Origin of the sequence: Rhizobium grahamii (assembly GCF_009498215.1) — a bacterium.
Taxonomy (GTDB): Bacteria; Pseudomonadota; Alphaproteobacteria; order Rhizobiales; family Rhizobiaceae; genus Rhizobium; species Rhizobium grahamii_A.
Window position 1 is genome coordinate 750,544 of record NZ_CP043498.1, and the last position, 15,450, is coordinate 765,993.

The following is a 15,450-nucleotide window of genomic DNA, read 5'->3' on the forward strand; positions in this document are numbered from 1 at the left end:
ACTGCCTCTTGGGGCGGTTTTCCCCGCAATAGCATGTTGACCAACCCGATGGGGTTGATTTTCTGGCTTTGCGGCAGACTTAAACCGTGTTAAGCGGGCCATTGACTGTGAACAGTCTCCCGAGAAAGAAGACGGACCGGCGGGCTTTTGTGCAAGCCTGGGACATTTCTGGTAGCCGGGTTGAAAGAGTTTGCCGAAGGTGGCCTTAGGGCGCCGCAGGCTGAAACAGGGTAGAGTGCCATAAAGGCATTCTGATCAGGATATAAGGTCGAGGAAACCGACATGAGCGATATCGCAGAACGCGTAAAGAAAATTGTTATTGATCATCTTGGCGTCGACGCCGACAAGGTTGTCGAAGGCGCAAGCTTCATCGACGATCTGGGCGCTGACTCGCTCGACACCGTCGAACTGGTCATGGCGTTCGAAGAAGAATTCGGCGTTGAAATTCCTGATGACGCTGCAGACTCGATCCTGACGGTCGGCGATGCTGTAAAGTTTATCGAAAAGGCTCAGGCTTAATCCTGAGCGTTTGAGAAAGGGCGGACCCGGAGTCCGCCCTTTTTATTTCTGGCATGGTTCTCCAAGAACATAAAAGGCGGGGGAATGCGGTCGATGAGACGGGTGGTTATAACAGGTACGGGCATGGTATCGCCCCTGGGATGCGGAACGGAAGTGACGTGGTCCCGATTGCTTGCGGGCCAAAACGGCGCCCGGCTGGTCACTGAGTTCGAAGTCGAAGACCTTCCCGCAAAAATCGCCTGCCGTATTCCTGTTGGTGACGGTACCAACGGTACCTTCAACGCCGATGACTGGATGGAGCCGAAGGAACAGCGCAAGGTTGATCCTTTCATCATCTACGGCATGGCCGCTGCGGATATGGCGCTGAACGATGCGAACTGGCATCCGCAGACGGACGAGGAACAGATCTCGACCGGCGTGCTGATCGGTTCCGGCATCGGTGGCATCGAGGGCATTGTCGAAGCGGGTTATACGCTCCGCGACAAGGGGCCACGCCGTATTTCTCCCTTCTTCATTCCCGGTCGTCTGATCAATCTCGTATCCGGCCAGGTGTCCATTCGCCACAAGCTGCGCGGCCCCAACCACTCCGTGGTTACCGCATGCTCGACGGGCGCTCACGCGATCGGCGACGCTGCTCGTCTGATCGCATTCGGCGACGCCGACGTCATGGTCGCAGGCGGCACGGAATCGCCGGTCAGCCGCATTTCTCTGGCGGGCTTTGCAGCCTGCAAGGCACTCTCCACCCAGCACAACGACGATCCCACCAAGGCATCGCGTCCGTACGACAAGGACCGTGACGGCTTCGTCATGGGCGAGGGCGCCGGGATTGTCGTTCTCGAGGAACTGGAGCACGCCAAGGCTCGCGGCGCGAGGATCTATGCCGAAGTCGTCGGCTACGGTCTCTCGGGCGACGCCTACCACATCACCGCTCCGTCGGAAGATGGCGAGGGCGCCGGCCGCTGCATGGCCGCTGCCCTGAAGCGTGCCGGTCTGACGCCTGCTGATGTCGACTACATCAACGCTCATGGCACATCGACCATGGCCGATACGATTGAACTCGGCGCCGTCGAGCGCCTGGTCGGCGATGCGGCGTCGAAGATCTCCATGTCGTCGACGAAGTCCGCGACCGGCCACCTGCTCGGTGCGGCTGGTGCGATCGAAGCGATCTTCGCGACGCTTGCGATCCGCGACAACATCGCGCCTCCGACGCTCAATCTCGACAATCCCGAGCGCGAAACGGCAATCGACCTTGTCCCACACAAGGCACGCCAGCGCGAGATCAATGTTGCGCTGTCGAATTCGTTCGGATTCGGTGGCACGAATGCATCGCTGGTGCTTCGCCGCTACGTCGGCTGATAGACTCGGCGTCCTGACGGCCCTCGGGCAACGCGCAAGGCGGGTTGCCCACCTGTATTTTGCCGCATTGCTTCGCGAGAAGCGGGATGTAGGCCAAGCTTAGAGGATTGCCGGTGAACGATACGAACCAGAGCAACGACACGATTGGCCAGCCGGGCCAGCAGTCGCAGAACGGGCCGTTTATTCCGAAATCGCCTGCTGAAGCGCTGCGTCCCGAGCGCGTGCCGGAGCCGCCGAAGCGCTCCAAGAAGGCGCGCAGCCAGGTCGTTATCTTCCTCAACTTCCTGATGACGCTGGTTGTGCTCGGCTGTGCCGGCGCGGTTCTGATCTTCTATTACGCGATCTCCGCCTATCAGGAGCCTGGCCCTCTCGAGACGAATACGAACTTCATCGTTCGCGGCGGCGCAGGCGTCGCCGAGATCGCTTCCAACCTGGAGCGCAACAACATCATCTCGGACAGCCGAGTCTTCCGCTATCTGACGGCGACGCATCTTGAAAAGGGCGAAAGCCTGAAGGCCGGCGAGTACGAGATCAAGGCGCACGCATCCATGAACGACATCATGGAGCTGCTGAAATCGGGCAAGTCGATCCTCTATTCGGTCGCGTTCCCTGAGGGCCTTACCGTTCGGCAGATGTTCAACCGTATGAACGAGGATACGGTCCTCGAAGGCGATCTGCCGGCAGTCCTTCCGACGGAAGGGGCGCTGCGTCCCGACACTTACAAGTTCTCGCGCGGAACGAAGCGCTCCGAGATCGTCGAACAGATGGCTGCAGCACAGCAGAAGCTCGTCGACCAGGTTTGGGACAAGCGTGATCCGTCATTGCCGCTGAAATCGAAAGAGGAGCTGGTGGTACTTGCCTCGATCGTCGAGAAGGAAACAGGTGTCGCGGACGAACGTGCCCACGTTGCTTCCGTCTTCCTGAACCGCTTGTCCAAGGGCATGCGTCTGCAGTCTGATCCGACGATTATCTATGGTCTCTTCGGTGGAGACGGAAAGCCGGCCGACCGGCCGATCTACCAGTCCGACCTGAAGAAAGAGACGCCCTTCAACACCTACGTCATCAAGGGACTGCCGCCGACGCCGATCGCCAATCCCGGACGTGATGCGCTGGAGGCCGTTGCCAATCCCTGGAAGACGCAAGACCTCTACTTCGTTGCCGATGGCACGGGTGGCCACGTTTTCGCGGCGACGCTTGAGGAGCACAACGCCAACGTCAAGCGCTGGCGGAAGCTCGAGGCGGACAAGGGCGCGGACCCGAATATTGCCGTGGACGGCCAGCCAGACGGAGCGGCGCCTGCCGACACGCCGGCTGCACCAGCTCCGAAGAAAAAGAAAACCAACTGATTTCGGAGGATCGAATGGCTCTTCAGTCTATGACCGGTTTCGCGCGTCGTGAGGGCACGACGGGGCGCTGGCGCTGGGCCTGGGAGCTGCGCTCGGTCAATGGCAAGGGGCTGGACGTACGGTTGCGGCTGCCGCCGGGCCTCGAAAGACTGGAAGCCGATGTGCGCCGGTTCGTCGGCGAGCAGTTCGGCCGTGGCAACATGCAGGTTTCGCTTTCCGTTTCCACCAGCGAGAACCGGCTGGAAACCGTCCTGAACCAGGAAGCGCTGGCCGCCGTGCTGTCGCTCCGCGACCAGTTGGGCGGCATCATCGATCCGGCGCCGCTGCAGCTCGATACGCTGCTGTCAATCCGCGGGATCATTGACTTCCGCGAACCCGAGGATAGCGAAGACGCGATCGTACTGCGCGACGCTGAGATCATGGATGGCTTGAAGGCTGCGCTGTCAGACCTTTGCCTCATGCGCGAAAGCGAAGGCAGTGCGCTGGCGCGGGTGCTTCTCGATCATGTCGCGATGATCGAGAGTTTGACCCAGACTGTCGAACGGGATCCGTCGCGCTCGACCGCAGAGATCGTCGCGAAGCTCTCGGCGCAGGTCGCGATGTTGATGGACGGCGCAGGCCCGTTCGATCGCGACCGGCTGCATGCCGAGGCAGCGCTGCTGGCGACGAAGGCCGATTTGCGCGAGGAAGTCGACCGCCTGAAGGCACATGTCGCCGCAGCGCGCGATCTGCTCGCCAAGGGCGGTCCGGTCGGGCGCAAGCTGGATTTCCTTGCGCAAGAATTTAACCGCGAATCGAATACCGTTTGCTCGAAATCGAATGCCGCTGCCGTAACCGCTGCCGGCATCGAGTTGAAGGTGGTCATCGACCAGTTTCGCGAGCAAGTCCAGAATTTGGAGTGAGACATGAGCCCGGCTTCGTCGACTATGCCCACCAAGATCGCCCGACGCGGGCTGATGCTTGTTCTTTCCTCGCCGTCAGGCGCCGGCAAGTCGACCATTGCCGGCAATCTCCTGCGCGATGACCACAGCCTGGAAATCTCCGTCAGCGTAACGACGAGAGCGAAGCGCCCGAGCGAGATCGCCGGCAAGCACTATCATTTCATCACCGTCCCGCAGTTCGAGAGAATGCGCGATGCCGGCGACCTGCTGGAATGGGCTGAGGTACACGGCAACTTCTACGGTACGCCCCGTGAGCCGGTCGAAGCCGCCATGGCCGAGGGCCGCGACATGCTGTTCGATATCGACTGGCAGGGAGCGCTGCAGCTGCAGGAGAAGATGAAGGCCGATATCGTCTCGATCTTCGTACTGCCGCCAACGATGACGGAGCTCCAGTCACGGCTGCATCGTCGCGCCGAGGATTCGGAAGACGTCATCCGGACTCGGTTGCTGAACTCTCGAGCCGAGATCGAGCGTTGGCGCGAGTACGACTACGTCATCGTCAACGACGATCTGGACGAAGCCTTCCGCAATGTAAGCTGTATCGTCAATGCCGAGCGTGTCCGTCGCGACCGGCGCCATGGCCTGTTCGACTTCGTCAAAGGCCTGTTGACCGAAGAGCCGAACCTTTAATCCGGCATCGCTGCTGCTGATAACGCCTGATAGCTGCTGCCTCTAGAGGCAGTTGGCGAGCCGCACGAATTCTTCCACCGAGAGAGTTTCTGCCCTGCGCGATGGATCGATCTCAGCCTTGTTCAGCAATGCTTCTCCGCCGAGCGGCTTCAAGCTCTGCCGCAGCATCTTGCGGCGTTGACCGAACGCCGCGTGCGTCACCTTTTCGAGGTTGCCGACGGCGCACGGCGCTGGGTTCTCGTTCGGCGTCAGATGGACGACAGTCGAGGTGACTTTCGGCGGCGGCGTGAAGGCTTGCGGCGGGATATCGAACGCCATACGAGCGCTCGTGCGCCATCCGCAGAGAACGCCGAGGCGCCCGTAATGATCGTCATCTTCGGTCGCGACGATGCGCTCGCCGACTTCCTTCTGGAACATCAGCGTCAGCGAGTCCCAGAACGGCGGCCACTGCTTCGGCAATATCCAGTTGACGAGAAGTTGAGTCCCGACATTGTAGGGGAGATTGGCAATGATCTTGACCGGACCCTCCGGTGCCATCGCCTCGAAATCGGTCTTCAGCGCGTCACCCTCGATCACCTCAAGGCGTCCGGGATAATGATCGGAGATTTCCGCCAGAGCCGGAAGGCAGCGCGTGTCGCGCTCGACGGCAATGACCTTCTTGGCGCCGAGCGCCAGGATTGCCCGCGTCAGTCCGCCCGGGCCGGGACCTACCTCGAACACGGTTGCGCCTTCCAGGGAGCCCGCCGTGCGCGCGACCTTCTGGGTAAGATTGAGGTCGAGCAAAAAGTTCTGGCCGAGAGCCTTGCGGGCGTCGAGGCCATGCCGCTGAATGACGTCGCGAAGTGGCGGAAGCCCGTCCAGAGCCGCCATCAGTGGCGGCCCTCTACGACCCGTCCGAGATGCGCAGCAAGCTTCAGCGCCGCAACGAGGCTGCTGTCTTTCGCGAGGCCCTTGCCGGCAATGCCGAAGGCCGTGCCGTGATCGGGCGATGTCCGAATGAACGGGAGCCCGAGTGTGACGTTGACGGCGTCATCGAAACCCAGCGCCTTGGCGGGAATGAGAGCCTGATCGTGATACATGCACACCGCGACGTCGTAACGCTCGCGAGCCGAATCGTGGAACATCGTATCTGCGGGCAGGGGACCGATGGCGTCTATGCCCTCGGAACGCAGAAACTGCACCGCGGGCCTGACGATCGTTTCATCCTCCCGGCCGATCGTGCCGTCTTCGCCGGCATGCGGATTGAGGCCCGCGACGGCGAGGCGCGGATTGGCGATGCCAAAGCGTTCCTTGAGGTCGGTATGCGCGATCCGGCAGGTTTCGATGATGCTTTCCGCCGTCAGCGCCTGCGGGACGTCCTTGATCGGAATGTGGATCGTCACCGGAATTGTCCGCAGCTTTGGCCCGGCAAGCATCATGACTGGCGTGACCGGCGTGCCGGTCGCGCGGGTCGCGAGTTCAGCCAGGAACTCCGTATGCCCTGGGAAGCGGAAGCCGCTTTCATAGAGCACTGATTTGGCGATCGGGTTCGTAACCACACCCAGTGCGTCGCCCGCGATCGTCAGCGAAACAGCCTTCTCGATGGCGGCAATCGTTCCCTTTGCAGTCGCGACGTGGGCCTCGCCAGCAGCGACATCGACGCCAGCGGCGATCGGCAAAACCGGCAGCGCGTCAGGAAACAACGCACCGGCCTCCTCACAATTCGATTCGCGGATAGAAACTGAAATATCGAGCTGTCTGGCGCGCGCCGCGAGAACATCGGGATCGCCGATGAAGATGAACGTCGGCAGGCCGAGCTCACGTCGGCGAGCCCAGGCCATCAATGTTACGTCAGGGCCGATACCGGCCGGATCGCCTTGCGTAAGGGCCAGTGGCCGCGAAAAGGGAACGGTCATGGAGTATCAGGGACGCAGGATCTGCGCCTTCTTGCGCAGTTCAGCCAGATACTTGGTCGAGTTTTCATTTTCCGGCGCCGCGTCCTTGCCCTTGGCATTGTTCAGATCTTCCTGACGGAAGACCATTTCAGCGGCCTGGTCGTCGGAAACCTGACGCTGGCTGCAGATGCCAAGATACTCGACGCCCTTTTCCGTCACGCGGGTCCCCGTGGTATTGCCCTTGGCCTGCTCGACAAGAGGCTTCCATTCAGGCGGAAGCTCGGGAGCAAGGATACGACCGAGTTCACGTACGGAAACATCGCGCATCGTTGCGGCGAAGACCTTCGCCTGTTCGCAGCCCGGGTACTTCGAGCGCGACGCCTCGGCTTCGCTCTTGCGCTTTCCGACGATGCCCTTCTTGTTCGCAGGCACGACAAAAATCATCTGCTGGAGAATATATTCGGTCGTCTCGGGCTTCTGCTTGTTGTTCTGCATCATGCGCGCAACAAGGTCTGCGTTCGACATCTTGCCGGACGCGCCGTAACGGGCGTTTACGAGACGCGGCCAGCTCATCTGCACGGCGATGAACGCCTTGAAGTGCTCGACGCCAACGCCGGCCTGATTCAGGATCTGGGTCATCTGCGCAGGCGTCAGCTTGTTGCCCGTCGAGAAGCGCTCAAAGGAGGCGTCGACATCAGCCTTCGAAACGGACATGCGAACGCGGGCAATTTCCTGCTGCTTCAATGTCTGATCGACGAGCTGTTCTTCGGCAGCCTTGCCATCCGCCTTCTGGTGCTGAAGGCGAAGGAAGGCCTGGCGCTTGGCGACGTCTCCGCTGGTAATCGCAGTGCCGTTGACGACGACCTTGACTTCGCTTGCCGCGAAAGCCTTGCCTGCCTGTGGTGCAACCAAAGCCGCCAGCATCGTGAATGCCATGGCTGCGAATGCCGTCTTGGCGGACTTTCCAGCGTCAATCATCTATTATCGACCCTTCCCATTGACGCGGCTTTCGAGAGCCACGCTCATACCTTTTTCAAGACGAAGCGGCATTGCTGCACACGATCGGTTCAGCATATGCCCCATAAGTCGGCTAGCGACAATGTCCTGCATAGCGATACGGCAAAAGAAAGGCCCCTTTCTTTCGCCGTATGTCAATTCGTCAGTAGATGCTGGAGTTGCTGACGTCGCCAGAGCCGAGGTTCAGGTCGCCGAGGGTACGGAACGTCAGCTTCGCGCCGATCGTCCAGTCGCTCGCCGACTCGTCGCTGAGGTCGCGCTTGTCGGTATAGGCAATGGTAAAGATCGTGCACTCGTCCTCGTAGGAGAGACCGACCATCTGGCGGCTTACGACATTGTTGTGCAAGTCGTAGGCGACGCCACCGAAGATGGACCAGTAGTCCTTGAACTTGACGGTGGCTCGCGCCTGGACTTCATCGTTGTCAGTGGTGAAGCCGTACTCAGGCTGCGCCGAAACGTGGGTGTAGAGCAACTGGCTCTGGAACACGTCCGTCTGGAAGCCGGCCGTCAGATCGCCGCGACGCAGGTCGAAGCTCTTTTCGTCAAGCCGATACGATGCCGCGAAGGCAAAGCCCTGCGGGGTCTCGATGCCGCCAAGTCCGACATAGTCTGAGCGCGTGTGCTCAAGGCCGGAATCGGCGCCGACGTTGACGAGATCGTAGGTGTCGAACGAATTCTGGCCGCCAAGCTGGTAGGACTGCCCGAAGATGCCGTGCAGCTTGTAGCCATTGTCGAACGTGCCGGTGTACTGGATGCCGACGTTCGCGCGGGTGCCGCCTTCGATACGGTCATAGCCGGAGAACTTGTCGCGTTCGAAGAGGTTGGTCGCGTCGAAAACGAAGCTCTGCGCATCTTCGTTAGGCAGAGCGCCGGCAAGCGACTCGTTCGGACGTGCATAGACCTGGACGATGGGCTCGAACAGGTGCGTGCTGTTCTCCGTCGTCGCAAGGATCGGATAACGCATCTCGAGGCCGGCGGTGATCATGCCACGGGTGGCGGCATCGCTTGTGTCGTAATCGCCACCGTACGAGAATCCGGAAATGGAATTTGGGCTGTCCATGTTGAGCGCGAGCGCGTCACCACGGGCCGCAAGCAACGGCGTTATGAGAACGCCGGCTGGCGTCACGAAAGTCCGCTTCCACTCAAGCTCGCCGGTCAGGCGCGATGTCTGCCCCTGCAGACCGCGGAAGCGGTCGAAGCCGGCGACATCGTACGCATCGTTGTGCGTACGGGAGATGTTGGTGAAATTGATATTCCCCGAGAGTTCGCCGCCTGCGAGCGGTTGCGGCGCAACGAAGTGATAGTCCATCACAGGATAGACGATCGCCTGCTGCTTTTCGGCGACGTTGGCCGAGTCCGCATCCTGTACGTCGAAGTAGAACGAACGCAGATCGAAGTAGTTACGCGACCCAAGACCAGTCAGGTAGACTTGGTTGGTGTGCGTCGTTTGGTTAAGTCCCTTCAACTCGTAGGTACGGGCGAAGTTGTTGTCGCTCTGCACCATGACGTCCCAGCCGAACGTCCAGCGCGGATTAACCTTGAACTCGGCCTTGGAAGCAACGACGCCGCGGAAATCCTTCTCTGCATCGCTGGTACCGGCCGTGAACTTGTCGGGGCTCATCTGATCGATACCGGCGATACGCAACGTGTGCGTGCCGTTCTCGAAACGCTGGCGGAATTCGGTATCGAGCAGGAAGCCCTGGCTCGTGTATCCAGTTCCCGTGACCGTCGCATCCATGCTCGGCGATATGACGTAGTAGTATGGGACGGAGACGCCGAATCCGAGGTTCTGCGCGGAAGTGTAGCTCGGGAAGAGGAAGCCTGACTTTCTCTTGACGGTGTTGTCGGGCACTTCCAGCCACGGGACATAAGCGATCGGATGGCCGAGAAGCTCCAGGCGGGCTCTCTCAAGGCGAATCGTGTGCTTCTCGCCATTCTGGATGACGCGCTCTGCCTTCACCTGCCAGAATGGCGGCTTCTGCGGGTTTTCCGCGCAAGGCAGACAGGCGGTGTAGACACCCTTGTTCAGGATCATCTGCGTGCCGCTGACGCGCTCGCCGCTCTCCGCCACGAGGCGCGTATTGTCGGCCGTCTCGATGCGCAGCGAGTTGATGAACCCGTTGGCGAAATCGTCCGTCACGTCGAGCTTGTCCGCATACATGCGGTTTCCGTCGGGGCTGACGAGCTCGACATTTCCGAGCGCCATCAACCGGCCGGTCTTCTGATTATATTCGACGCGCTGCGACACCATCTTATAGCCGGCGTAGTTGATCTGTACGCCGCCGATGGCGGAAACGATTTCCGCGTCCTTGTTGTAGACAAGCTCATTTGCCGAAAGAAGCATCTTCGCTTCTGCCGGGACGTTTGGCTTTATGTTCTGTAAAGCGTCCTGCGCGAATGCCACGGGAACGCTGCAAGTATAGGTACTCAGTGCTACGCCTGCTAACAGGGCAACCAACTGCTTACGAACAATCTTGCGGTTGCCTGCCGCCACTAGCCATCCTCCTGATGAAGCAGAATTGTTGCACCCAGAGCCAAGGCGACGATGACCGGAATCCACGTCGCCACGAAAGGCGGGACAACCCCACTGCTTCCGAATGCTTTTACAAGCACGGTGACCACATAAAGCACGAAGCCCGACAGGATTCCACCTAGAATCACTGACCTCGATTGGTTGAACCGGCTAAATTTTAGGGACACTGTTGCAGCAATGAGAGTCATCGCCACGAGCAGCAATGGCTGCGACAACAGAGAGTGGAATTGAGTCTCCAGAGCCTTGGTCGGAATCCCGAAGGATTTCGCGATTTCGATTCGATGGGAGAGATCAAAAAAGCCAATGGTTTCAGGGTTGGTAAGCCGCTGTTGGATGAAGTCCTGTTTCAAATTGGTGCGAACCCGCACCTCATCCTTGCGAGTTGCTATTTCACCTGGCCGACGCTCTACAACGTTCTTAAGAAGCCAGTAACCATCTTCCAATTTTGCGGTCGCGGCGTCCTGTCTCAGAATGATGTGAGCGCTCGAATCGAAGTGTACGAATACGGCATCCACAAGCCGCGTTCCGTCGTCGACGACGCTGTGCGCGCCGATGACGACGTCGTCGTCCTTGCTGATTTGACGGATCCACGGCACCTGCGGAGCGCTGGTCGAAGCACCGTTATCGCCACGCCAGTTGCTTTCAAACTGAGCAGCCTGTCGCTGTCCCCAGGCAGCCAGCGGATTGAGCGCTGCGATCACTCCGAGCCCGAGAAAAAACGCGCCAGCCACGAACGGAGACATGAATTGCCAAACCGAAATGCCGGCAGCGCGCGTCACGACGAGTTCGTACTTGCGGTTCAGGCCGATCAGAACCGTCATGCCGACAAACAGGGCAATGAACGGCACGGTCTGCTGCAGAATAAGGGGGAGGCGGACCGCGGTCATCAGGAGGCCACCGGCGACTGTGTATCCGGGAAGGCTGGCCATGCGGCTTGCCGTTTCACTGAAATCGACGAGGAAGACGATCCCTGTGACGCCGAGGAAAAACCAGATGGTGGTCGATACGTAACGGCGGAAGAAATAGCGCCCGAGCGTTCCGAAGATCATGCGCGACCTCCAGCAGACGGCCCTGCGGTGCCACGTCGGTTCTGCACCAATTTGCGCCAGAGCATCGCGATGCGATCGCTTACGAAAGATGCCAGAGACAGCCGTTTGTGGAAAACGATCGATGCGATCGCAAGCGCACTCGCGGCAAAGGGGATCGCGTAGAGAACACCGATGAACATCGGCTTCGTATCGATCTGGTTGGCGGCATAGAACGTCGCCCAGCGAATAGTGAAGGCGAGCACCAGCGCGGAGACCATCGGATGCAATCGCGCCTCTCGATGAGACCGGGCATCGCCTGCTATCGCCAGCGACACGAGCGCAAACACCATGGGAAGCAGCCAGTCGCTCAGGCGTCGATGGAGCTCGGCACGATAACTGCCTGGACGCGAAATGTAATCCTTGTCGTTCTTGTCGGGATCCAGCAGGAACGAAAGCTCGCGGTCAGATGCCCGAAGCGTTGCCTGGCCGCGGTTCTGGGTAAGGTCCGAGAGATCGAAGGAATACGAATCGAAACGGATAACCGAGACATCGCCGGTCGTTGTCTTACGGTGCACTTCGCCGTCATGCATGATCAGCGAGGTACCCTTCGCATCCACAGCACCTTCGCGAGCGTAATAGATCAACTCGAAAGCCGGGTCACGCTCGTCGACGACGAAAAGCCCCTTGAGAATGCGTCCCGAAAGTCGCTCGGAAATCTGCACGTAGAGACCGTTGTCGATGCGGCGGAAGTTCTTCTCTTCGATGACGGTCGAAAGCAAGTCGGCGTAGGCAGCTGCGATCATCTGGCGTGCGCCGGACTTCGCCTTCGGCTCGATGACATTGTCGACCAGGAAGGAAAAGGCGCTGATGATGGCGGCAAGAACGAGAATCGGCCGCAGGATGGTGCTGCGGCGAGCGCCTGCTGCATCGATGACCGCGAGTTCGGAATCGTTGTTCATCGTCGTCAGCGTCTGGGTGATGCCGATGACGAGCGCGAACGGAAGGACGACCGGAATGATCGACGGCAGAATCAGTGTCGCGAGCTTTGCGAACGAGCCCATCGACTGGCCGCTATCGGTCACCAGATTGATGCGCTGCAGCACCTGCGTCGTCCAGATGATCGCAAGTACGGGCAAAAGGGCCACGAGAAACATCTGGCCTACGCGCCGCAATATGTATGTTTCAAGCAGTTTCATGCATGCCCTTGAACGCTCTTTGCGAACTTGTCCCGCTTCGCAGCGGAACCCCATCTACGCTCTTTGGTTCGCTTTTGCGACAAGGCACATTCGAAAATTCATTCAAATTTCAGTTTTTTTTCAGTGTGTGGCGAATCGGTTAGCATCATCGTCGCAGCGAAGACGACGAGCGATGACAGCCATCCAAGCATGACGTCGGAAAGGTAGTGGGCGCCGAATGAAAGCCGCAGAAGCGCCACCAGCAGGGAAATGGCGCCCATCGGCACGATGGCTGCGGCCCGCAAATGGCGCGGTACAAGAAACGCAAGGCAGAACAGCCAGCCTGCCGCTGCCGCCTCTCCGGAGACGAACGAACAGTTCGTGAGGCATTTCCCGGCCATGGAGCCCGCCTGGACGAAGTCGAATGGTCCGCCGAAATCGATGGTCTGCGAGGGTCGCGGACGCCCCCAGTAACTCTTTAGTACGACGTTCACGAGGAGAATCGGCCCGAGGACGAGCGACGAAAGCGCGATCCTCAAAGCGCGGGCTCGGACGGCGTTGAATGTCGCGCCATACTCCTCGTAGCAGGCAAACAGCTTCCAGAGCATGGCGATCGCAATCAGATAGGGCAGGCGGAAGAGAAACGATCGAACGGCACGCAGCGCCGACTCGCTTCGATAGGGAAAGCTTCCGCAATGTTCTTTCAGCGATCCGTCGAGACAGGTCTTCGCCCTGAAGAACTGTTCCGCAACGTAGAGATCCAGCGAGGGGAACAGGTTGAAGAAGATCAGCAGCGCAAACCACGCGGAAAACAGAAGGAAAAAAGCGTGAGTTGCCCTGTTCGGGCCAGGCTCGCCAAACGTCGCCAACAGGCTTTTAGCGTCAGATATCATCGCCGAAGACACAGGGTTCATGGTTGCCCTGGATCATGGGCAACCAAAATGACACGCGTTTGAATGTCGGCGGGGTGACAAGAGCGGCATAGGTCGTCGCATCGTCTTGTTTTCGACGCTGAAACCCGAAATGATGCGGGCAGAGAGGATTTCCCAAAGAATCCCACTGGAGAAGACATGTCAGCTAAGTTCGAGATATCGTTTGAAAAGACCGCGGAACCATCAGGCGGATACGCAATCCTTCTGAAGGCCAGCGAGGCCGAAACCGCTGCCGGCGCCAAGGTGGTCGACCCGGCGTCGGTGATCGCCAGAGCCTCCAAAGTCGCCGGTTTCAGCGCAAAGCTTGCGACCGCGCTCGACATCGTTGCGCCAGAAGGCTCGGCAGCGGAACGAATCTTTGTGATCGGGCTTGGGAAGCCAGGCAGCCTGGCGACTCATGACTGGCTGAAAGTGGGCGGAGCCTCCGCGTCGAAGATCAAGAACGCCAGCTCGGTCACGATCTTCCTCGACGCCCCTGACGTCGAAGTTGGTCCACAACAGGCGGCGGACTTCGCGCTCGGCATGCTGCTGCGCGCCTACAGCTTCGACACATACAAGACAAAGAAGGCGGACGAAGAAACTGCCGGCAAGTCGCGAAACGAACCGACCAAGGTGGTCATCGTAACGGCAGCTGCCCGCGAGGCGGCTGAAATATTTAAGGTGTCGCAGGCGGTTGCCGGTGGTGTGAACCTGGCGCGCGATCTGGTCAACGAGCCGCCGAATGTTTTGGGACCAGTGGAATTTGCTGCCAAGGCGAAGGAACTCGAGGCGCTCGGCGTCGAGGTTGAGGTGCTGACGGAGCAGGAAATGCAGAAGCTCGGCATGGGCGCGCTTCTCGGCGTCGCTCAGGGCTCCGTACGCCCGCCGAGGCTCGCCATCATGCAGTGGAAAGGCGGCAAGAGCGGAGAGAAGCCTGTTGCCTTCATCGGCAAGGGCGTCGTCTTCGACACGGGTGGCATCTCCATCAAGCCCGCCGCCGGCATGGAAGACATGAAGGGCGACATGGGCGGAGCCGCCGCCGTCACCGGACTTATGCACGTGCTTGCAGCGCGCAAGGCCGCGGCCAACGTCGTCGGCATCATCGGGCTTGTGGAAAACATGCCTGACGGCAACGCCCAGCGTCCAGGCGATATCGTGACGTCGATGTCCGGCCAGACGATCGAGGTGATCAACACCGATGCCGAAGGCCGCCTCGTGCTTTGCGATGCCCTCTGGTATTGCAACGACCGCTTCAAGCCCAAGTTCATGATCAACCTGGCAACGTTGACCGGTGCGATTCTCGTTGCGCTTGGCAATGTGCACGCAGGCCTGTTCTCGAACGACGACGAGCTCTCCGAGCAGCTGACCGCTGCCGGGCTCGTCACGCGCGAGAAGCTGTGGCGCATGCCTATGGGCAAGGAATACGACAAGATGATCGACAGCAAGTTCGCCGACATGAAGAACACCGGCGGCCGTCACGCGGGCTCGATCACTGCCGCACACTTCCTCAAGCGCTTCGTGCAGGACACGCCCTGGGCGCATCTCGACATCGCCGGGACCGCGATGGGGTCTCCTCTCGATGAGATCAACCAGTCCTGGGGTTCCGGTTTCGGCGTGCGGCTGCTCGACGAGCTCGTGCGCGCCAACTACGAATCATGACGGAAGTCCTGTTCTATCACCTGACCGAATCCAAGCTGGAGGACGCGCTTCCGCCGCTGCTCGACAAAAGTGTCGAGCGCGGCTGGCGCGTCTGCGTCCAGATGAAGGAAGCCGCGCGCCGCGATCTCCTCGATCAGCATCTCTGGACTTTTCGGGAGGACAGCTTCCTGCCGCACGGCACTGATGATGGGGAGATGGCTGAAAGCCAACCGGTGTTGCTGACCGTATCGGACGCGAATCCAAACTTGGCGACTGTCCGCTTCATCGTCGACGGCGCCGAACCTCCGTCGCTCGATGCCTATCAGCGCGTCGTCTTCATGTTCGACGGCTATGACCAGGAGCAGCTGGAAGGCGCCCGTGGGCAATGGAAGAAGCTGAAAGGTGAGGGGCATACGCTGACCTATTGGCAGCAGACCCCGGAAGGCCGTTGGGAAAAGAAGGCCTAGAAACAGTGAAGCCCG

General features: G+C 59.9%; 14 protein-coding genes. 7 read left to right on the forward strand and 7 right to left on the reverse strand.

Annotation, left to right across the window (positions count from 1 at the left end):
- Positions 1 to 282 precede the first annotated feature (282 nt).
- From FZ934_RS03765 to gmk, 5 genes are all read left to right on the forward strand, one after another.
- Positions 283 to 519 carry an acyl carrier protein gene (locus FZ934_RS03765; RefSeq protein WP_003502080.1) on the forward strand — a complete coding sequence of 79 codons (237 nt, stop codon included), beginning with the start codon at positions 283 to 285 and terminating at the stop codon, positions 517 to 519.
- 93 nt (positions 520 to 612) lie between these two features.
- Positions 613 to 1,875 carry a beta-ketoacyl-ACP synthase II gene (fabF, locus tag FZ934_RS03770; RefSeq protein ID WP_153269980.1) on the forward strand — a complete coding sequence of 421 codons (1,263 nt, stop codon included), beginning with the start codon at positions 613 to 615 and terminating at the stop codon, positions 1,873 to 1,875.
- A 107-nt stretch (positions 1,876 to 1,982) separates the two neighbouring features.
- Positions 1,983 to 3,221 carry an endolytic transglycosylase MltG gene (mltG, locus tag FZ934_RS03775; protein WP_432443601.1) on the forward strand — a complete coding sequence of 413 codons (1,239 nt, stop codon included), beginning with the start codon at positions 1,983 to 1,985 and terminating at the stop codon, positions 3,219 to 3,221.
- A 14-nt stretch (positions 3,222 to 3,235) separates the two neighbouring features.
- Entirely contained in the window at positions 3,236 to 4,123 is an 888-nt protein-coding gene (locus FZ934_RS03780; protein ID WP_153269982.1) for a YicC/YloC family endoribonuclease, read from the forward strand.
- Between the two features lie 3 nt (positions 4,124 to 4,126).
- Positions 4,127 to 4,792, forward strand: coding sequence for a guanylate kinase (gene gmk, locus FZ934_RS03785; RefSeq protein ID WP_153269983.1), 666 nt, complete (start codon positions 4,127 to 4,129; stop codon positions 4,790 to 4,792).
- A 42-nt stretch (positions 4,793 to 4,834) separates the two neighbouring features.
- Here gmk and rsmA read toward each other — a convergent pair whose 3' ends face one another.
- From rsmA to FZ934_RS03820, 7 genes are all read right to left on the reverse strand, one after another.
- Complete coding sequence (gene rsmA, locus FZ934_RS03790; RefSeq protein WP_153269984.1) at positions 4,835 to 5,662, reverse strand: 16S rRNA (adenine(1518)-N(6)/adenine(1519)-N(6))-dimethyltransferase RsmA; 828 nt, start codon at positions 5,660 to 5,662, stop codon at positions 4,835 to 4,837.
- On the reverse strand, positions 5,662 to 6,687 hold the full coding sequence (gene pdxA, locus FZ934_RS03795) for a 4-hydroxythreonine-4-phosphate dehydrogenase PdxA (protein WP_153269985.1): 1,026 nt from the start codon (positions 6,685 to 6,687) through the stop codon (positions 5,662 to 5,664). Before pdxA ends, rsmA begins: the two co-directional genes overlap by 1 nt.
- A 6-nt stretch (positions 6,688 to 6,693) precedes the next feature.
- Positions 6,694 to 7,644, reverse strand: a complete 951-nt coding sequence (locus FZ934_RS03800) for a peptidylprolyl isomerase (protein WP_153269986.1) — start codon at positions 7,642 to 7,644, stop codon at positions 6,694 to 6,696.
- Between the two features lie 181 nt (positions 7,645 to 7,825).
- Positions 7,826 to 10,177 (reverse strand): LPS-assembly protein LptD, encoded by a 2,352-nt coding sequence (locus tag FZ934_RS03805; RefSeq protein WP_153269987.1) that lies wholly within the window; start codon positions 10,175 to 10,177, stop codon positions 7,826 to 7,828.
- Positions 10,177 to 11,265, reverse strand: a complete 1,089-nt coding sequence (gene lptG / locus FZ934_RS03810) for an LPS export ABC transporter permease LptG (protein ID WP_153269988.1) — start codon at positions 11,263 to 11,265, stop codon at positions 10,177 to 10,179. Before lptG ends, FZ934_RS03805 begins: the two co-directional genes overlap by 1 nt.
- Complete coding sequence (gene lptF, locus FZ934_RS03815) at positions 11,262 to 12,440, reverse strand: LPS export ABC transporter permease LptF (protein ID WP_153269989.1); 1,179 nt, start codon at positions 12,438 to 12,440, stop codon at positions 11,262 to 11,264. Before lptF ends, lptG begins: the two co-directional genes overlap by 4 nt.
- A 98-nt stretch (positions 12,441 to 12,538) precedes the next feature.
- Complete coding sequence (locus FZ934_RS03820) at positions 12,539 to 13,312, reverse strand: phosphatase PAP2 family protein (RefSeq protein WP_153272359.1); 774 nt, start codon at positions 13,310 to 13,312, stop codon at positions 12,539 to 12,541.
- A gap of 177 nt (positions 13,313 to 13,489) precedes the next feature.
- Between FZ934_RS03820 and FZ934_RS03825 the strand changes: the two genes are divergently transcribed.
- Together FZ934_RS03825 and FZ934_RS03830 are read left to right on the forward strand one after the other, a co-directional pair.
- Entirely contained in the window at positions 13,490 to 14,989 is a 1,500-nt protein-coding gene (locus tag FZ934_RS03825) for a leucyl aminopeptidase (RefSeq protein ID WP_153269990.1), read from the forward strand.
- Positions 14,986 to 15,435 (forward strand): DNA polymerase III subunit chi, encoded by a 450-nt coding sequence (locus FZ934_RS03830; protein WP_153269991.1) that lies wholly within the window; start codon positions 14,986 to 14,988, stop codon positions 15,433 to 15,435. Before FZ934_RS03825 ends, FZ934_RS03830 begins: the two co-directional genes overlap by 4 nt.
- Positions 15,436 to 15,450: the final 15 nt, after the last annotated feature.